Annotated in this window: 13 protein-coding genes; 8 read left to right on the plus strand and 5 right to left on the minus strand. The window is 39.4% G+C overall.

Annotation, left to right across the window (positions count from 1 at the left end):
* Positions 1 to 122 precede the first annotated feature (122 nt).
* The gene (locus R3E32_21990; GenBank protein MEZ4887419.1) at positions 123 to 659 is read left to right on the plus strand and encodes a putative metal-dependent hydrolase; all 537 of its coding nucleotides are present in this window, start codon (positions 123 to 125) and stop codon (positions 657 to 659) included.
* Between the two features lie 294 nt (positions 660 to 953).
* Here the strand turns inward: R3E32_21990 and R3E32_21995 are convergent, their stop codons facing one another.
* Positions 954 to 1805: an SDR family oxidoreductase gene (locus R3E32_21995; protein ID MEZ4887420.1), complete on the minus strand. Its 852-nt coding sequence runs from the start codon at positions 1803 to 1805 to the stop codon at positions 954 to 956.
* Positions 1806 to 1965: 160 nt separating this feature from the next.
* On the opposite strand from R3E32_21995, the gene R3E32_22000 reads away from it, so the two are divergent.
* Together R3E32_22000 and R3E32_22005 are read left to right on the plus strand one after the other, a co-directional pair.
* Positions 1966 to 2997 (plus strand): DUF255 domain-containing protein, encoded by a 1032-nt coding sequence (locus tag R3E32_22000; GenBank protein ID MEZ4887421.1) that lies wholly within the window; start codon positions 1966 to 1968, stop codon positions 2995 to 2997.
* 15 nt (positions 2998 to 3012) lie between these two features.
* Positions 3013 to 4257: a GNAT family N-acetyltransferase gene (locus tag R3E32_22005; protein ID MEZ4887422.1), complete on the plus strand. Its 1245-nt coding sequence runs from the start codon at positions 3013 to 3015 to the stop codon at positions 4255 to 4257.
* Between the two features lie 7 nt (positions 4258 to 4264).
* Here the strand turns inward: R3E32_22005 and R3E32_22010 are convergent, their stop codons facing one another.
* The gene (locus R3E32_22010) at positions 4265 to 9229 is read right to left on the minus strand and encodes a translocation/assembly module TamB domain-containing protein (protein MEZ4887423.1); all 4965 of its coding nucleotides are present in this window, start codon (positions 9227 to 9229) and stop codon (positions 4265 to 4267) included.
* Positions 9230 to 9499: 270 nt separating this feature from the next.
* Between R3E32_22010 and fumC the strand changes: the two genes are divergently transcribed.
* The 4 genes from fumC to R3E32_22030 all read left to right on the plus strand — a co-directional run bounded on the left by fumC (position 9500) and on the right by R3E32_22030 (position 13325).
* Positions 9500 to 10891, plus strand: a complete 1392-nt coding sequence (fumC, locus tag R3E32_22015; protein MEZ4887424.1) for a class II fumarate hydratase — start codon at positions 9500 to 9502, stop codon at positions 10889 to 10891.
* A 158-nt stretch (positions 10892 to 11049) separates the two neighbouring features.
* Complete coding sequence (locus R3E32_22020; GenBank protein ID MEZ4887425.1) at positions 11050 to 11877, plus strand: choice-of-anchor V domain-containing protein; 828 nt, start codon at positions 11050 to 11052, stop codon at positions 11875 to 11877.
* Positions 11878 to 11984: 107 nt separating this feature from the next.
* Positions 11985 to 12362, plus strand: coding sequence for a hypothetical protein (locus R3E32_22025; protein ID MEZ4887426.1), 378 nt, complete (start codon positions 11985 to 11987; stop codon positions 12360 to 12362).
* A gap of 57 nt (positions 12363 to 12419) precedes the next feature.
* The gene (locus tag R3E32_22030) at positions 12420 to 13325 is read left to right on the plus strand and encodes a DUF5777 family beta-barrel protein (GenBank protein MEZ4887427.1); all 906 of its coding nucleotides are present in this window, start codon (positions 12420 to 12422) and stop codon (positions 13323 to 13325) included.
* Between the two features lie 141 nt (positions 13326 to 13466).
* Here R3E32_22030 and R3E32_22035 read toward each other — a convergent pair whose 3' ends face one another.
* The 3 genes from R3E32_22035 to R3E32_22045 form a co-directional block, all read right to left on the minus strand.
* Complete coding sequence (locus R3E32_22035) at positions 13467 to 16253, minus strand: gliding motility-associated C-terminal domain-containing protein (protein ID MEZ4887428.1); 2787 nt, start codon at positions 16251 to 16253, stop codon at positions 13467 to 13469.
* A gap of 282 nt (positions 16254 to 16535) precedes the next feature.
* Complete coding sequence (pdxA, locus tag R3E32_22040) at positions 16536 to 17708, minus strand: 4-hydroxythreonine-4-phosphate dehydrogenase PdxA (protein MEZ4887429.1); 1173 nt, start codon at positions 17706 to 17708, stop codon at positions 16536 to 16538.
* 22 nt (positions 17709 to 17730) lie between these two features.
* Positions 17731 to 19167 (minus strand): leucyl aminopeptidase, encoded by a 1437-nt coding sequence (locus R3E32_22045; GenBank protein ID MEZ4887430.1) that lies wholly within the window; start codon positions 19165 to 19167, stop codon positions 17731 to 17733.
* Between the two features lie 48 nt (positions 19168 to 19215).
* Between R3E32_22045 and rsmA the strand changes: the two genes are divergently transcribed.
* Positions 19216 to 19980 (plus strand): 16S rRNA (adenine(1518)-N(6)/adenine(1519)-N(6))-dimethyltransferase RsmA, encoded by a 765-nt coding sequence (gene rsmA / locus R3E32_22050; GenBank protein ID MEZ4887431.1) that lies wholly within the window; start codon positions 19216 to 19218, stop codon positions 19978 to 19980.
* The last annotated feature ends 441 nt before the right edge of the window (positions 19981 to 20421 follow it).

Raw genomic sequence — 20421 nt, forward strand, 5'->3', positions numbered from 1 at the left:
AATTGTTGTATTTTTCTTCAAATTTCGCCTTCAAACTTCACAAAAGTATCACAGAACAATAGCGTTTTGTTTGAGTGGCTTATAATTTTGATTATCAATTGAATTTCTGTAAAAAAAAAGGAATGGACAATACTTTAGAAGGACTTCAATATCCCATTGGCAGGTTCAAAGTACCTCGTGGCATCACTTCAATGTTTATCGAGCAGTGTATCGCAGAAATTGAGGCTCTGCCCCAACAAATAGAAACTGCCGTTGCAGGATTTTCTGAAAGTCAATTGAATACCCCTTATCGGGAAGGTGGCTGGACAGTTCGGCAAGTAGTACACCATCTCGCTGACAGTCATATCAATAGTTATGTTCGCTTCAAATGGGCATTGACCGAAGATATGCCAACCATCAAAGCATACAATGAAAACACTTGGGCTACTTTGGAGGATTATGATGCGCCTGTGGAGGTATCGGTGCATTTATTGAAGGCCCTTCACCAGCGTTGGGGCATTTTATTGAAGTCTTTAACGGCCGAACAACTCCAATTGAAGTTCATTCACCCCGAAAGCAAAGCCAAAATTCCTTTGGACGTTAACATTGCTTTGTATGCTTGGCATGGCAAACATCATTTGGCGCACATAGCAGGATTGAAGGAGAGAATGGGGTGGTGAGGAGGAAAATTCAAATTCAAAAGACAAATTCAAATTGACTCATGGATATTTTTAGTGGAGTAGTTAAAGACTTTTGGACTTTGGACGAAAGAAGTGAGAAGTAGGAAGCAAGATGTCAAGATTTGGTAATCAATGATTTACTTGTTTTTGTCGTTTAATCGTAAATCATTTATTATCAACTGATTAATATCTAACTTCTCGCATCTCTGCTCCCTCGTCCAAAGTCTCATTCCACTAAAATCTTCGATGAATCTTCAAACTCAAAAGACAAATTCAACTTGCATTTGAACTTTCTCACCTTCCTCCACCCACATCCAAGATAGTAGCGGTGATGTATGCTGCTTCGTCCGACAACAACCATAGAATGGAGTGGGCAACTTCGAGTGGACTTCCTCCTCGTTTCATAGGAATGTGGTGTTTGAATTCCTCCACTCTGTTCGGTTTGCCGCCGCTTGCGTGAATGTCGGTATCTATTAGTCCAGGGCGAACTGCATTGACTCGAATCCCTTGTTCGGCGACCTCTTTGCCGAGTCCAATTGTTAGGGTATCAATCGCTCCTTTTGAAGCTGCATAGTCCACATACTCAAAAGGAGAACCCAGACGGGATGCAATCGAAGACACATTGACAATTGCCCCGCCTTTACCGCCTCTTTTTGGCGACATTCGTTTGACGGCTTCTCTTGCACACAAAAAACTTCCCATCACATTGACTGCCAATATCCTCTCCATTCGTGTCGCATCCATCTGCCAAAATTCCATCTGCTGCTCCAATATGCCCGCATTGTTAACCAAGGCATCGACATAGCCCCATTCTTCCTCCACAAAATCAAACATTTGTAAAACTGCTGCTTCAGATGAAATATCTGCCTTGAATGCCATTGCAGCTCCGCCATTTTCTTCAATGGTATGGACAATCTGCATTGCAGCCGCTTCATTTTGAAAATAATTGACACAAACCGAATAGCCTTTTTGAGCAGCCAAGATAGCGGTTGCTGCGCCAATGCCCCGACTTGCTCCTGTGATGATGATGGTTTTCATTCTTTGTATAAATTGGTAAATGGTAAAAAATGCAATAAAATTACCCGTTTTGAGGTTTATTTTCCAAGAACAACTCATTCCGCTTTCCTGTTTTACTGCAACAACCATCTCCAATTTTCATTTTTTGATTAAATTTGAAAAAAAATAAACATAAGGAACGCTTCAAAAATAACTTTATAAATTTCATTGATAATAAACTGATTTTGAAGTGCTTTTTTAATTTTTATTCTTATTTTAATTTTCATTTATTTCTAAGAAATACCTCGTGATGCAAAATCTACTTTCCTTCTCCAAAATCTTCTATCTTCCTATTGCTTTGTTGTTTTTTTACACACTTGAAGCCCAACCCAGTAAAGTCAATTGGCTGAGTTTTGAAGAGGCATTTGCTAAAATTGAAGAACAACCCAAACCCTTGTTGATTGATTTTTATACAAGTTGGTGTGGTTGGTGCAAAACCATGATGAAAACCACTTACAGTGACGAAGAATTAGCGGCTTATATCAATGCCAATTTTTATCCTGTCAAGTTTGATGCAGAGGGCAAAGATACCATTACTTACTTTGGAAAGCAGTATGTCAGCACACACGCAACCAAAAAAGCAGTGCATCAATTGGCGGTCAAACTATTGGGCAATCGGCAGAGTTATCCTTCGACCTTGTTTGTAGATCCATCAACCAAATTTGCCCTGTTGGTGCCAGGCTACATCAAACCGCCAAAAATGCCACCTTTTTTGATGTATATGGTCGAAAATATGTTCAAAACTACTACTTATCCCAATTTTGAGAAATACTACGATTTGGCAAACGAATCCATAGAGATTGTTCCAAAGGAAACCGAAGACCTAACTGTTGAATGGCTGACCGTGGAGGCCGCCATGAAAAAATTCAAAAAGAAGCCCAAAAAATTGCTCTTCAATTTTTATACAGATTGGTGCAATGGCTGCAAAATCATGGCTAAAACGACCTTTACCGACCCTGCAATTGTGGAATACATCAATGAAAATTTTTATGCGGTGAACTTCGATGCCACTTCTGATGAAAATATCCAATTTCTAACAGACGAATTGAAGGGTGCGAGTGCAAACCAAACCCCATTTCACCAATTTTTTCTGGTACTGACCAACAACAAACCCATGCTTCCGACTGTCATTTTGATGAGTGATAAGCCCGAAATGTTGCTCAACTTGCCTTTCTACCGCACACCCGAAGATCTGAAACCTTTGTTGAAGTATTATGGTGATGATATGCAGGCAGAAATGACTTGGGAAGAGTACCAAAAGAGCCTCAAAAATTCACAGTAAAACCAATCAAGAACTATGCAATCAACTATACAAATCATCCCCAAAGAAGAATACCTTCAACTCGTAAAAATCAAACACAATGCCTATCCTTTCACTGTATTGAGCGATGAGCAAAAGCAGGAACTCACCCAAGAGTGCGAAAAATCTATACAAAAAGGCTTTGGTAGAGCATTTTACGGTTTGTACCGACAAGAAAAAATGATAGGTGCTATGAAGGTCTATGATTTTTCGATGAACCTGTTTGGCAATCAAATTCTTGTAGGAGGATTGGGCAGTGTGGCGGTGGACTTACTCCACAAAAAAGAGAAAGCCTGCAAAGAAATGGTTCAGTTCTTTTTGCAGGACTTCCATAACAAAGGTGCTTGCCTGACCGCCCTGTATGCCTTCAATTTGGGATTTTATCGGCGCATGGGTTTTGGCTTTGGTAACAAAACAAGTCACTATTATATAGAAACGGCTTCCTTGCCTTTTTACTCCAAAAAACACCTTCGATTCTACGAAACAAACGACCGTCCGCAGCTCGAAAAATGCTATGAAAGATATGCCCATTTCCACCACGGAATGATGGAACGCTCTGAGTATGAATGGAACAGTTTGCTGAATTCTGATGCACTACGCATCGTTGTTTTTGCGCCCGATGAAGACGATATCAAAGGGTATCTTATTTTTAAATTCAGCATGAAAGAAGGCATGAAATACGATTTACAACTCGTAGAATTGGTGTATCACAATCGTGAATCTTGGAGAACCTTGATTGGTTTTCTGCAATCACAAGCCGACCAATCTCCTCGCATCAAGTTGGACACACAAGACGAAGATTTCTATTTTTTGCTGAACAATCCGCACAATTTACAGCCCAATCAAGTCCGTCTGCACCACCAAAGCAATGTAGAGGAAGTTGGAATTATGTATCGAATCGTGAACGTAAAACGCTACTTTGAAGTGATGAAGGGGCATAATTTTGGAGGTGAAACGGTGCAGGTTTGTTTCCATATTGAGGATGACTTATTGGCTGCAAATGATGGTAAAACGGTTGTGCATTTTGAAAAGGGTCATGCAAAGGTGCAAAGAATAGATGCGCCTTTTGAGGTGGAGGTAAATATGAAAGTCGGGGAATTTTCGGCTTTGGCGATGGGTGGACTTGGCTTCCGAAAACTGTATCAATATGGGATGGTAAGCATATCTGACATGGATTATTTGGAAAGTGTACATCGTTTGTTGGATTTTGGGACGAAGCCGATTTGTAAGACGCTGTTTTGAAAAAAAATTACTCATTCAACTCCAATATGGTCTCCAACCGCAGTGAATCTTTGGGCAATATTGTAGGAGGAGGCAGTAGTTCGGGAGGGAGTGAATTGGGTGATGCGTTTTTCTTTTTGTTTTTTTGGTTAAAAGAGATTAAATCCGCAAGTCGCTCAAATTCATGCGTCCAGAAAATAGCTGCACCCGTTTTGTTGTATTGTTCGTTGAAGATATCGTAGTCTGCTTTGTTGAAAAAACGCACCCTTAGTTTTCCATCCTCGGTGACTTTGTATTCCAGCACAAAATCCGCAGCAAAAAAGGAGTTGCTACTACCGTTTTCATTGACCACATCATTGCCGCCCACATTGAAGTTCCCTCCAATATTGACCGACACCTTATCGTTGAACAAGCGTTGGGTATAAACCAATTCTATCTCATTTCGGTCTCCCTTCAAGTCGCCACTATTGCTGCTCAATCCCTCCAATTGATAGTTGCGCCAAATCACATTGAAGTCGCTATCGGGAATCAAATTTGATACAATTTCTCCTAAATAATTTGACAATTGATTCGATAAAAATTCACTAACTGTTGTAATTACTCCTTCTTCGATTACAGTTCCACTTACTTCAAAACGCTCCGAAGGCAAAAAACGATTGAGTACCAACAAACCAAAAATCTGCTTGTTGAGTTCCGCCAGATTGTAGCGATTGATGTTTTGTATTTTGTTGGCAGTCATGTTGTCCACTGCGTTTGTGCCCAATTCAGGCAGTCGGATGTCAAATGCCACATTCGGCACTTCGAGAGAACCTGTCAGCATCAAATAGACATCGACAGGAATCCTTTTTCGCAGTTCTCGTTCCACTTCTTTGTCATCTGCCGAAGCCAACAACAAGGCTTTTTCGTCTTCTTCAATCAAGTCCGAACGGGTAGCTTCCAATGAATAAATTGCACTCACATCCAACAAGGCTTTGTAGGGATCTCCCGCAAAAATAACCGTTCCCCCTTTTTCAACTTTGAAGTATTTGTTGACCAAGTTTTGGAGGGTGAACAAATAGCTACCTTCTTCAATCGTGTATTTGCCGTACATATCAAACCGAAAATCACCAATAGTATTCACAATCATTTGAATGTCACCGTTTCCACGCCCACGCATGATGTCACCAGCTTGCATATCAAAAATGAACTGAATCTCAGCATCAGGCGTAAGTTCAAAGTCAAAATCCATTCGCATCCCCGAAAAACTCAAAGCATCTTCTTCTGCATTCTCAGTTTTTTGTTGCTTATTGATGAATCTATAAAAATTGTCATCCGAAATATCCGTATCGTAATTGATTGGCACATACAGCACCGTTCCTTTTTCAGTGCGGGCATTGACATACAATTGCAGTTGACTCAACAAACCTTTGAAGGTAATCAGTCCATCTGCATAAGCCGTTCCATAATACTGATCGTTGTCTTTTGCTTTGGTATTAAGGCACAAAAACTTGTCTTCCAGTGTTTCTATGCGGGCATCAATACTTAGGTCTGTGAAATCATTGAAAAACAATTTAGCATCTACTTTTGCCGAATTGCCGTCTTTGTCGGTCAGTCGTCCATTGCTAACGCTGATGGTATTGCCGTTGAAAAACACCTTTTGATTGTGGAAACCATAAGTCGTTTGTAGATAATCCACAGTTGTTTTTCCTTCAATGACCAACATTTCTCCCTCCAAAGTTGGAGTAATTGGGTCGCCATAGAGCCGCAAGTTGCCCCTTATTTTTCCCTGTGTATTGGAGACATAATTGCCAACATACGCCTCTACAAAAGCAAAGTCGCCGTTTTTGACTTTAATATCAAAATCCAAACGTTCCCGTTCACCCGTTTTTTTTGGGAGATGCACATAACCATCTGCCTCGACTTGGAAGCGGTCGTTGTTGACATCCGCAAAAATGCGAATACTTTCATCTAATTTGCTCTTTTTAGCACCCACGGATACCAAGCCAAGGTTTTGACCTCGATACATAAACCCTGCAACCTTCAAATCTGCGGCAATCGTCTGTTCCTCAAACATATCTCTGATGTCCACTTGTCCACTTACCATCCCCTTCAATCCTTGATTTCTGATGGCAGGCACTTGTTGGAACTGTTCAATAAGCACACTGTCCAAGAGCAATTCGGTGTAGTTTTGATAGTTTTTGGAAGGACGGCTACGAACACCTATTTTTTGACTGCCATTTCGCAGTTCAATATCTTCAATCGTAAAATAATTTTTATCCTTAAATGTAATCAAACCAGTAGTTCCTTCCCATTTTTCGTAGTTAAACGCTCCCACTGTTTTGTCCAACTGCAATTTCATGGTATCGGTCTGCAAACTCAACACACCTGCCAATGCACCCCAATTGGCAGTCGTATCATTCGCCAAATTGAGGTCAAAATCAATGCGGTTATCAAAGGCAATTCCTTCCATTTTGATTTCAGGAAAGGCAGATTTTTGCTTTTTGTTGTTGAAAATATCATTGACACCCAGCGAGAAATCAAACTGTTGTGCGTTTTCAGACTTAGCGTGGTAATAAAATTGGTGAAAGGTCAAACCGTCAAATGTGACCGCAGGGATGTCTATATTTAAAAAAGTGACTTTTGATTGACTATCAAAATTTCCTTCAATTGTTCCCTCCTGTACTTCTTCCAATTTTGGGACGAATGCTTGCAAAATCGAAACAGGTTTTTTGATAACCGCATCAAAAGCAAACTGCTGAGGGCGAAGCGAATTGGGGTAGGGAAAATGATGTGGAAAATAATGATAAAGGTAGTTTTTGAAGGCAGGGAGCATGTCATTGAAGGTAAAACTTCCGTTCAAATTGGCATCCAACACATCCGAACGCACTTCCAAATCCCTTTGTTGGTTGGTAATCATGGATTTCAAGTTCAGTTCCTTTACTTCAAAAATGCGCTTCCCTTGCTCAAACCGAAAATTCGCCAATTTTATATTCCCTTCAATGTTGTCCAAGTTGTTGCCTTGCAGATTCAAATTCGTTTTACCTGAAAGCACGATATCCGATAGTTCTGGGCTTTTCTTTTTTGAAAGTTTCAGTTGGTGCAAATTAATGCGCTGAACATTGGCTGCAAAATCATATTTCGGCACTTCACCATTTAGGTCTACCGTTCCTTCAAAATCCAGCCGCAAATTAGGGTCTTCTACACGCAGTTCTCCACTAAACAACCGTTGATTTACCTCGCCATCTACAGACAAGTCTCGGTAATCATAGCCATTGAATTGCAATTGTTGGACATCTCCATCAATCGTGGCATGAAGGTCTTCAAAGCGCAAACCCTCTCCTTCGATTCGACTCGAAAAAGAGACCAAACCAAACTGATCAGTCTTATCCAACCAATTACCTAACTGAAAATCAACCAATGACAAATCTCCCGAATAGGCTGCAATGCGTTCATTGGTGACCATTTTCATATCCAGCCCCACTTTTCCTACATCCGTTTTGAGCGCACCATCTGCCACAAAATCACTTGGGAATCCCGAAAAACGCCCTGAAAAACCCAAACCTCCGAGTTTGTCAAAGTTATTGGGAATTTGAAGGTCAGGAAACAAACGACGAACTTCTGCAATGTTTGTCCGCAACTGGTCAACCTTGAAGTCAATGTTGGTAGAAGCGAAGTCGGGTAAACCAGATAATTTGAAATTTCCTGCAAAAAAAGTATTTGCCAATCGAAGTTTTAAATCTTCACCCCGCAAACGACTGACCTTGTTGGAGATATTTCCCGATAGCTCAATGGGTTGATTGCGCTGGGCATACAGCAATTTTACTTTGGATAAGCCCTTCACAAAATAGCTCACATCTTCTAAGGTGATGATACCTTTTTCAAAGTGTGCATCCATTCGGATGTAGTTGTTGAAATCCTGAAAACCCGCCAAACTTTCGTAGTACATGGCATAATAATCACCCAGATAACTGTTTGGAGTGATAAGACACAATCCATCAAGTTCGAGCCTTGTGGGGGTGAAAGTGACATTTGCGGATAGGTTGGTCAATTCAAAACCCGATTTTTCTTTGGCACTCAAATGTTCAATTACTCCTCCCAATGAATCCCATCCCAGTACGATTTGACTCATATCTATTTGAATATCATTGACTCCTAAATTAGCAAAATTGATGAGTTTGTCTTGAAGCTCGGTGTTTTTTCGGTCATTTTGAACGGCCAACTCCCCATCAATTATCTGCAATTTTTCTACACTGTATGTCCACCCACTTTGATTCAATGGAATCAAAGTGGTGTAATCTATCTCCTCCTCCACATCCTCATAGCTTTCCCAATTACACAAACGCACATCTATTTTGTCTATCAGTAGATCTCTGATTGACAGTATTTTTTGCTTGAAATTCAAATGGTCAATACCTACCATAGCTTGCTCAAATCCTATCCAAGTATCCGCCCCTGCATGATGGTTTTCGAGGTGAATGCGAGGAGTGTTGATTTGCAAATAGTTCATTGAGAAGGAAATAGGGAAGTCTTTTTTGGGTATTGGAGTAGCTACAGTTGAAGAATCGGCTTCTGTTTTGGGAAGGGTTTCTAATAATACAGTAGGCGTTTTTTCATTGGACAATTTTGCCAATAATCTATCTAAGTTGGTGCTGCTTGCTGTTCTTTCTTGAAATAAATGGAAATAAGGCTTTTGAAGTATAATTCCTTCAATTTCAAGTTTTCTGCTGAACAGTGCCAACTTATTTACATCTACTTCTAAGGTTTCTACAAATAACAAAGTATCTCCTTCCAAATCCCTCACCAACACATTTTCCAAGGCGATTCGGCTGTAAATATTCACATACGCTTTGTCAATATGTACCTCTGTTTCTAACTTATTGGATAAGTATTGGGTGGTTTTTTGAAGTAGCCAAGTTTGGATTTTAGGACTGTTTAGGGTGAGACCAATTGTTATAAATAAAAGCAACAACAAACTCAGCACCAACCAACCTAATTTTCGGAGTTTCTTTTTCAAAGTTATTTTGCAGATAAAATAAATGCGTTTAGATTTGACTTAGTATAACGTTTCAAGTTGGACAATCGTTGTAATTTATCCTATCAAATTTTGACTTTTCCTTATCTTTGTACTTTAGTTGTTCAAGGTGCTGCAATAGCTGTAGGTATGAATGGAGTATTCAAAGCATCCAAATTATTCCTTCAAAAGAGAATTTCAAAGATGATTGACTACCAACAGAAAAGTACTGCAACACCTTAACACAAAAATACTTTTAACACACCAAGAAATATGCAATACCGTAAAGAGAAAGATAGTCTGGGTTATGTAGAAGTTCCTGCCGATAAATATTGGGGCGCACAAACACAACGCTCAGTGGAGAACTTCAAAATTGGAGGACAGAAAATGCCGATTGAACTCATTCGGGCTTTTGCCGTTCTCAAAAAAGCTGCTGCTTATACAAATGTGGAATGTGCGGGTTTTTCGCAAGAGAAGGCGGACTTGATTGCCCAAGTATGTGATGAAATTTCATCAGGTAAACTCGATGACCAATTCCCTTTGGTGGTTTGGCAGACAGGTTCTGGCACGCAGACCAATATGAATGTGAATGAGGTAATCGCAAATCGAGCGCATGTTTTGCGGGGAGGCGAATTGACCGACAAAGACAAAGTATTGCACCCAAACGATGATGTCAATCAGTCGCAGTCTTCCAATGATACTTTTCCTACTGCAATGCACATTGCGGCCTATCAATTGATTACCCAAAATACTATTCCCAATGTAACCGCTTTGAGGGATACGTTGCGGGCAAAAGCGGAGGAATTTATTGATATAGTCAAAATTGGTCGTACCCACTTTATGGATGCTACACCTATTACTTTGGGGCAGGAGTTTTCAGGCTATGTATCGCAGTTAACGCATGGTTTGCGGACGATTAACAATGCTTTGGCGCATTTATCGGAATTGGCTTTGGGTGGAACGGCTGTAGGTACTGGTATCAACACACCTCCCAACTATTCGGAAGTAGTGGCTCGAAACATTGCCGAGCTTTCTGGTTTGCCTTTTCAAACGGGCGAAAACAAATTTGAAGGTTTGGCAGCCCATGATGCAATCGTAGAAATGTCGGGTGCTTTGAAAACCTTGGCAGTCAGCTTGATGAAAATTGCGAATGACATCAGAATGTTGGCTTCTGGCCCTCGCAGTGGTATCGGTGAAATCATTATTCCTTCCAATGAACCAGGTTCTTCTATCATGCCTGGAAAAGTGAATCCTACGCAATGTGAGGCAATGACCATGGTTTGTGCTCAAGTGATGGGCAATGATGTGGCTATCAATGTAGGTGGTTGTTCGGGGCATTTTGAATTGAATGTCTTCAAACCGATGATGGTTTACAATTTGTTAATGTCTGCAAGATTGTTGGGTGATGCTTCGGATTCCTTCAATGAACACTGTGCAAAAGGCATTGAACCAAATCACGAAATCATCAAACGAAACGTGAACAATTCGCTGATGTTGGTGACTGCGCTTAATACCAAAATTGGCTACGACAAAGCTGCAACGATTGCGAAAACTGCGTATAATGAAGGAAGTACATTGAAGGAGGCAGCAATTAAATTGGGGATTTTGACTGCTGAGCAGTTTGACGAATGGGTAATTCCCGAGGATATGGTGGGTAGAGATTGATACTTTTTTGGTTTATAAGCATAAAATGATTTCTTTTGAGGGCGATTATTAAAAAAGTGTCTGATGCGTTACATTCATTGAGCAGCAATCCTTCGTCCACTCTTGTCTTTTATGTGTTTTTTGTGAATCATTTAATTATCAAACTTTAACCAAGAAAAATGTTGAAAAAATTTTTACTCTTAACGGCATTGGTATGTGTATATGCCATCTTAGTGAACAATTCTTACGTTTATACGAATGATTTTCAGCCTCCAACAGGTAGAACAGGCGCACCAGGAGAACTTACCTGTTCTGCGGCATCTTGCCACAATACTCCTGTCAATTCGGGTACTGGCTCATTGGATATTTCTTTTTCAGGAGGAGATGTTTATGAAGCAGGCGTTACGTATGATATGAGTGTAGTAGTCAATGATAATGGAGGTAAATTTGGCTTTGAAATGATTGCCTTGAGCGAAAGCGGAACGAGTATAGGTTCTTTTGATGCCAATGGTGCAGCCAATATTACGGTTCGCACGATTGGTGGAAAACAATACATTAGCCACAAAAACGCTCCTTCCTCTAATACATTTAACTTCAAATGGACTGCTCCCAATGAAGATGCTGGTGCGGTTACTTTTTATGCAGCAGGCAATGCTGCCAATGGAAATGGGGCTAGCAGTGGAGATAAAATCTATACCAATAATTATTCTACCTTATTCACAGGTATCGAAAGGTACGATGCTGAAAAATTGAGCTTGAATACTTTTCCGAATCCTGCTACGAATTACTTCAATTTAGAATACCAATTGGCTAAAAATGAATTGATGACCCTTGTAGCGTATGATGCAAGTGGTCGTCAAGTGAAGGTGCTTTTTGAAGGTGCAGAAAATGCAGGAGTTCAACGACATCGTTTCGATTTGCAGTCCAATGAATTGACAAGTGGTGTTTATTTGATTATGCTTCAATCGGAAACGTTTATAAGTAGCACCAAACTGTTTGTACAGTAATATTGAAAAAATGTATATTAAATTGATACGCATTTAATCTTTTAAGATAACGATGTGTTGGATTCTTGGTGATCCAACACATTTCTTTATAATATAGACCACATACAATGAATCATCTATTCTCATCTATTTTGATAAGCAGTTTTTTACTTTGGATAAGTGCCTGTACGAATGATCAAGCTGAGTTGCCTGGTCCCTGTGGCATTAGCGGTGAAGTAAGTTTTGCAGGTGATATCCAACCGATTTTGGCAACTTACTGCTATTTTCCTGGTACCAATAATTCTTGCCATATAACAGGTTTTGCGGATGGAGATTATACTTCGTATGCAGGGGTCGCTGCAAAAGCTGCTATAATAAAGCAAAGAGTAGTAATCGAAAGAACGATGCCTCCTTTGGATTCAACGGAAGGTGCTATCGAAATTGCTGACGCTTGCGACATTACTTTGATTCAAACATGGATTGATGAAGGAGCGAAGAACAATTGATTTTTTTTGTGTTGGTGTTTTGTGGGGTTAATTTTTTAAGGTAAAAAATCATACAATATGTTTCAAAAATACATTCTGTTTTCATTCTTAATGGTATTAGTTGGTTTTTCTTCCCTTCAAGCGCAGCAAGACCCTGCGAACTTGGTATATGAAACTTTTTTGGGTACTCGGTTGATTCATACACATACCAATGAAACAGTCGAAAAGGGAAAGTTGGATATTTTGATTACCCACCGTTTTGGAGATATGGCGGGTGAATTAGGAGGCTTCAATAATTTTTTTGGCTTCGACAATCTTGCCGATGTTCGGATTGCTTTTGAGTATGGCGTATCGCAGCGATTGACACTTGGTGTTGGACGTAGCAAGGGTTTTAGTGGGCCATTGAAGTTGGTGGACGGTTTGGCAAAATACCGCTTACTTCAACAAACGGTTGATAATAAAATGCCTTTTTCGGTTACCTTGTATGGCAATGCAGTGGTTTCTCATGCAAAAGCTACGGAAGACCCTTCTTTGGCAACGAGCTTCCAAAAGTTTGCCCACCGTATGTCTTTTGATGCACAGATGATCATTGCCCGAAAATTTTCGGATAGGTTTTCATTGCAGGTAATGCCCAATTTCTTACACCGAAACTTTGTGGCGGCAGGTGACGAAAACAACAATTTTTCGATAGGTATTGCAGGTCGTGTGGCATTGAGCAAACACATTGGATTGATTTTCGACTACTACCAATTCTTTTCTGCTTACCGAGACAATATCAACAATCAAGAGGGGGAAAGTCTGGTGAAATACTACAATCCTTTGGGGATTGGCTTGGAAATTAAAACGGGAGGACACGTTTTCTTGCTCAATTTTTCCAATTCTCCTGGCATTATCGAAAATCAATATCTGCCTTATACCAACAAGAATTGGGGCGATGGTGAGTTTCGTTTGGGCTTCAATATTTCAAGACCGATTCAACTTTAAGAGTGTATTGTCATTTTTTGGATTGAATTATAACATGGCTTTGAGATTGAATTTGTACTCAACTCCTATTTAAGAAAAAAAAGAGAGCGAATAATTGTTACAATTATTCGCTCTCTTTTTTTTTATGGAAAACAGTGTTTTCTATCGAATCAACGTCAAATTCCCCTGATACAATCGTTGGTCATCGTTGTTGAACGTGACAACCAAGTAATACACATATACTCCAATGTTTTGCGGTTCAAATTTGTAAGTGCCATCCCAACCATTGAGCGTTGGATTTTGGCTTTCGAAAACTCGGTTGCCACTTCTGTCATAGATTGCAAATTCCGCTTCTCTAAAGTCTCTCAGCGAAATCCTAAATTCATCATTGAAGCCATCACCATTTGGGCTAAAAGCTTTTGGAATGGCGATTCTGCTCTCTTGTACCACATTGACTCTATAAGTGGCAGACACTGAGCAATTGCTATTCAATTCTGAAATGACTACACTGTAATTGGTAGAAGCATTGGGGGAGGCAATAGGATTAGGACAATTGCTACAACTCAAATCATCAGACGGTGACCATATATAAGTCAATGGATTGCCATTGCTGATACTTGCATCAACGCCCAATGTAATGCTTTGATCAGGGCGAATGAGTGTATCTTGTGCGGCATTGCTTACTTCAATTGATACTAATTCAATGTCTTGTGTTTCCACATTGGAGCAGTTGCCGCCTACTTCTACGGTCAATGAAACGGTTTGAGTGCTGACAGTAGTCCATTGTACTACGGGATTGGAGTCATTGCCGCTTATTTGTGTGCCATCGCCAAAATTCCATGTAAATGTAGCTGTATTTGGATTTGCATTACCGTTGTAAACAATGTTCACCTCTTCGCCTATACAAGCAGAAGAAGCAACAGAAAAAACTGCGGTCGGTTCTGAAAATACATCAATCAATCGGCAATCTTGTGTAGGGCAACCCGTCACGGGGTCTGTATAAGTGGCACAAATCTCGTGTGTGCCGATTCCTGCCAAATTGGTATTGAAGATATTGGAGTTATTACTGATGCCAGGCCCTGCAAAAACTGCAGCAGCAATAGTAGCCGTGAGAGGAATATCGCCAGTTAATTCACAATATCCATTGTCCAAATTTTGAATGGTTAATGTTGGAGGAGCTACAATGCTTACATCTGCTGTTGTTGTTACACTACAACTGGAATTGGGGGTCGAATAAGTGATGGTATAAGTATTGCCTGCAATGGTAGAACTGATGTCTATTTCGCCTGTTGCAGCATCTATCAATGCTCCACCACTGATAGAAAAAGTTCCTCCCTGAGTAGATTCTGCGCTCAATGTAGGTAGGGCAGGTGGAGAATTTTCATCGAAACAAATAGGGCTATCGTAAGCTACATTCGCTACACCTACATCCCGAACAATCACGGATACTTCGGTCGGCACATTGCTACACTCATCGTTTACTTTGGTGATGTAAAATAAAAAAGGTGTATTTATAGCAGTGATGTATTGACCAACATCTAATTGGTTGCCACTTCCCAACAAACTATCCAAACTGTTGTCCAAGTAAAAATTGTAGGTATCGGCAGGGTTGTTTATGATGAGGGTCAAATCATCTCCTTCACAAACGTCCAAGTCCTCCACAGGCACGCGAATATCTGCTTCGCTAATGTCGAAAACCAACTGAGTACCGTTGGTGGAAGTATTGTTACATAAGTCTTCAATGCTTCCGACAAGAGAAAGTGTGTATTGTCCAGCCACTTCAATGGCAGGTTCAAAAAGCAAATTGTAGTAGCGGTCGTATTCTGCTCCGTCTAGACAAGCTTGTGAACTAACACCCATAATGGTATGACTGCCATCTGGTCCAACTAATTCAAAATCATCTGTTGTGACAGTACTACAAAATACATTTTCTGGCAATTTGAGACGGAGGTTGTTTGCTCCACACAAAATTGCTCCTTCTAAACTTGGAGGTTCGTCATCAAAAATAACTGCTGTAGAAAAATCAAAATTGATGGTATAGCCATTGGGCGAAACCGTAAACTGACTAACATTGATGACATAGGTTTCGTTTTCTTGAACAGGAATCAGTGCGTTTTGATTAAGGTCTTCTCCAAGAGCACTGTTCTGATTGGTAGCACCAGTAGCACCTGTCACACCTGCGGTAGAGGAATAATTGCAACTCATCAAAAGTGAAGGGTTGGTCGGAATTTCCTCACAACCAGCATTGGTGATATTGAAAACCGCCCAATCATAGTCATCGTTTAAATCATTAGGAGTGATGGTAAAGCCCAAATCGCCGCTGCTCAATACAGTAAAAGTGTACCAAACACTGTTCTTTTCTCCGCCTACTAAACAAGTGTTGTCTTTACTAATTTCATCCAATACATTTCCTTCTCCTAAAAAGGAATTTGTTTCGGAATATTCCCCCAAACAAAGTGGAATAGCTCCCAAACAATCTTGTTCGGTAGGGAGCAATTCGACTTCAGGACAATCTTCTGTAAAACAGGACCAGTTTGCTTCCCAACCTGAAAGTTGGGTATCTGTATCGGAGCTAAAAACAACCGTGATACAACCACTATATGCTTGGAGGTCTGCAATAGTCTGTAAGCCTGTACTGTGAAACAATAACTGTGGTGCTGTATTATCCATTCCATCGAATACCTCAATAACATCAAAGTTTGATTCAACCAATACTGTTCCCAGCGATAAACGAATGCAATTAGGCGCAGAATTAGGACAAATCGTGAAGGTGAAATTTTCATTAGGCCCATAATTACCAATAGGTCCTCCGCTGTCATAGAGTGTTCCTTCACAGTCGGTTACAGTATTATTGCCCATGTTGTAGGTTGCTTGAGCAAAAGTATGTGTAGTGCCCAAAACTGCTAAAAAAAGGGCAATGAAGCAAATATTTATTATAGGCTGTTTCATTATAATTAAATGGGATTTGAATGGGGTGAATACCTTAGTTGAAAACTCAAATTCAAAGCAGAACAATTTTTAGACTTTGGGCAAAAGATTAAAGACTTAATAATCTAAAACATTTGATAATGAATATTTTGTGATAAATTACATTCAAAATATAATTTATTTACTATCAATATATTAAGTCTTTTGACTTGGTAATTAAAATCAAATTGATTTGACTTATTAAATATGGAATCAGTTTTTTAGCACTATAACTTGAAAAGCAGTAAAATTGTTATACTCACATTAGTTATTTTTTTCAATCAAGTCATTTTCATCCTCCAAAATTTCATTATTATCTTCTCTTATATTTTTATCCGAATACGACGACCCTCTGACCCTACTTGCCTTCTTCAATGGATTTGCGTTCATTTCATCAAAATTCTGTCTATGACGAATCACATCAATTCCCATGAAGATAGCCTCTCTAAAAGACTGCTCCGAAGCAATGTTTTTGCCTGCAATATCATAAGCTGTACCATGATCTGGAGAAGTCCGCACAATAGGTAATCCAGCCGTAAAATTCACTCCATGCCCAAAACTCAATGTTTTGAAGGGAACCAGGCCTTGGTCATGGTACATTGCCAAGATAGCATCAAACTGTTTGTAGAGACCCATCCCAAAAAAACCATCAGCAGCATAAGGACCAAACACCAACATATTGTCATTCTTTGCCTTCTCCAAAGTAGGGATGATGATTTCCTCCTCTTCATGTCCAATCAACCCACTATCACCTGCATGAGGATTAAGACCCAATACTGCAATCTTAGGTCGCACAATTCCGAAATCTCTTTTTAGAGAATCGTGCATTATGCGTAGTTTTTTCATGATTAATTTTTCCGAAATGTTCTTAGCAATGTCTTGGACAGGCACATGATTTGTCACCAACCCCACACGCAGTTGATTGCTCACCAAAAACATCATACTTGCCGAACCTTCAAATTTTTGGGTGATGTATTCAGTATGCCCAGGAAAAGGATTCTCACTGGTATTCAACAGACTTTTGTTAACAGGAGCAGTCAAAATCATATCCAATTCCCCCTCATTCAAATCATACATTGCAGACTCAATGGCTCTGAGCGCAAATTTACCAACAACAGGATTTGGACGACCGATGGTAATAGGAACATCCTCCGTCCAACAATTCAATACATTGCAGACACCTTCTTTCGCACGCTTTACCGAAGTAATAATATTGTAATTAAAATCATCATCTTGTAGTACCTTTTTGTAGTAGGAAATCACCCTTGATGAGCCATATATAATGGGAACACAATATTTAAACATTCTCTCATCTTTGAATGTCTTGATAATTATTTCAGTACTAACACTGTTGATATCACCAATCGAAATACCAATCTTGACTTTAGGCATTTCGGAATCACCGCCATCCTTATTTTTTTTATTTGTATTTTCCATCAGGCTCAATTTTGATTTTCTTTTAATTACTCAATTGTTTCTTCAAAAAATCATAGAACAACCGCACACCAGCACCAGAACCATTCTTGATACGGTAGCCACTTGTCTGAAAATTCCACCCCATTGGAGCCATATCAATATGTATCCAAGGATAATTCGTGAAATGTTCCAAAAACTTTCCCGCCGTAATTGCTCCCGCAAACTTCCCCCCAATATTCTTCAAATCAGCAATATCGGATTTCAACATGTCTTTATAATCCTCCCAAAGCGGCATTTCAACCAAACGCTCGTGCACATTAAAACTACTTTCACGCAGCATAGTCTTGACCGAATCTTCTGCATTGCCCATCATTAACATAGCACTCGTACCAATAGTCATCAACGCTGCACCAGTAAGCGTAGCGATATCAATTACCAATTTTGGGTTCAGTGATTGTGCATAACTCAGTGCATCTGCCAACAACATTCTGCCTTCCGCATCCGTGTTCAATACCTCAACTGTCAGTTTGCTGTGCATCAATACCACATCACCAGGCACATATGCATTTTGCCCAGGGCGATTATCCGTAGCAGGAACCAAACCAATCACATTTAGAGGAAGTTTGTTTTTAGCAATGGCATATAATGCACCTACAACCGCAGCACCTCCCCCCATATCGCTTTTCATAAAATCCATCGAATTTTCCGTAGGCTTCAAACTCAATCCACCTGTATCATACACCACTCCTTTTCCAATTAATACAATTGGCTGCTCGTTAACCGCATTATCAGGTTGCCATTTCAAAATAGAAAAAGAAGGTGGGTCAATACTTCCACGATTCACTGCCAAAATACCTCCCATTTCAGCCGCTTCAATTTGAGCCTTATCCCAAACCTCAACTTCAAAACCCACTTCAGCCCCTAAATGCTGCACCAATTCTCCAAATTTTGAAGCAGTGAGGTAAGACAAGGGTTCATTCACCAAATCTCTTGCAAAGAAAACTCCTTCAACTAAGTATTGTAATTCTTCAACTTGTGGTTTAGACAGACTATTCTCCAAAATATATAAATGCTCAAAAAGATTTTTTTCCTTTTCCGAATTCTTTCGATACTTCAAAAACTGGTAACTAGACAATGCTAAACCTTCTGCAAAATACCAAGTAACCATTAATTCTCTACTAAGATTGCATAAATTGACTCCCGACAATTTTAAATCATTAATGCTTTTGCTTAGTTTCGCACCCTGATTTCTCCATTGCTCTTGTGCGTCACAAACATCCGCTTTTGCTTCAATGATTACTATAAAAGTAGAATGCCCAGATTCATTGAGGTGAATGAAGTTTATTTTTTGTTCAATACATTGGTGAATATAGGCTATTTGCTGGGAAGACAAGGATGATTGCTCCCAATCTGTACCTTCATCTGCTAAATAAATACAGGTGAATGGCTTGTAGATAGAAGGCGTACTATATAATTGCATAGTTGCTATTTTGGATAAAAGAAAGCACAAAGTTAAGGAATTAAAGAGATGAAAAAGATAAAATCATTAGGGCAACATTTTTTGAATGACCAGGATATTGCACAACGCATTGTTCACAGCCTGCAATTGGGTGAAAATCCAATGACAACAGTGGTAGAAATCGGGCCAGGAGAAGGTGTTTTAACTCAATATTTATTAGATTTGCCCAATATTGAACTCTATGTAGTAGAATTGGATAGGCGACTTCCTGCATTATTACTCAAAAAATTTCCACAGTTAGAAGACCATATCATTCACGAAGATATTTTAAAAGTTGACTTAGAAACTATTTTTACACACCCATTTTGCGTTATTGGCAATTTTCCGTATAATATCTCAACAGAAATAATTTTCAAGATGATTGAATACCGCCACAAAATACCACAAATGGTCGGTATGTTTCAAAAAGAAGTAGCACAACGTATTGCTGCAAAACCTGGTAGCAAAACTTATGGTGTCACCAGTGTACTTACACAACTTTACTTCGATGTAGAATACCTTTTTGAAGTGTCTAATGATTGTTTTACACCACCTCCTAAGGTGCAATCAGCCGTCATTCGTTTACAGCGTCACACCCGTTTTGATGAAAAATACACCTACAAAAAAGTGAGGCAAATAGTGAAGCTGGCTTTTGGACAAAGAAGGAAAAAACTGAGCAACGCATTGAAGGGAGTTTCCTTTTCGGATACGATATTTTTTGATACCTTAAAAGATAAACGAGCTGAACAATTAAGCGTAGAAGATTTTGTTGAGTTGTCATTATTTTGTCAGTAGCAAAATATGTCTTTTCAACGAATATCATTTTAGCAGATAGCAACTATTAGACAATTTACCCTTAATTTTATTGCGCTATTGAAACGATAAGTTTAAATATGTGTTTGAAGATAAAAGGTTGAATACGAGCATCTATAATTAGATAATTCTATTAAGTAAGAGATGAATTTGCTTTGATAAAGGTTAAATAAAGTATTTTTTTTTTCAACAAAAAAGCAGTTTTTTCGCCATTGGGTGAAAGAATCAAAATCTATTTCGACATTTGTAAGACAGATTTTGCAATATTAAAGTCAATTGATTGCAACTAATTGATGCACTTAGTTGGTCATAAAATAAACAAACAGGCATTCTATCTAAACAGGAAGCCTTATTATTTAACTATATTTGTGGGACTTTCCTACAACAAAAAATAAAATTTAGTCATAGGTTCAATATTAACCA

It is taken from the genome of Chitinophagales bacterium (genome assembly GCA_041392475.1).
In the GTDB taxonomy this organism is placed as follows: Bacteria; Bacteroidota; Bacteroidia; order Chitinophagales; family UBA2359; genus JAUHXA01.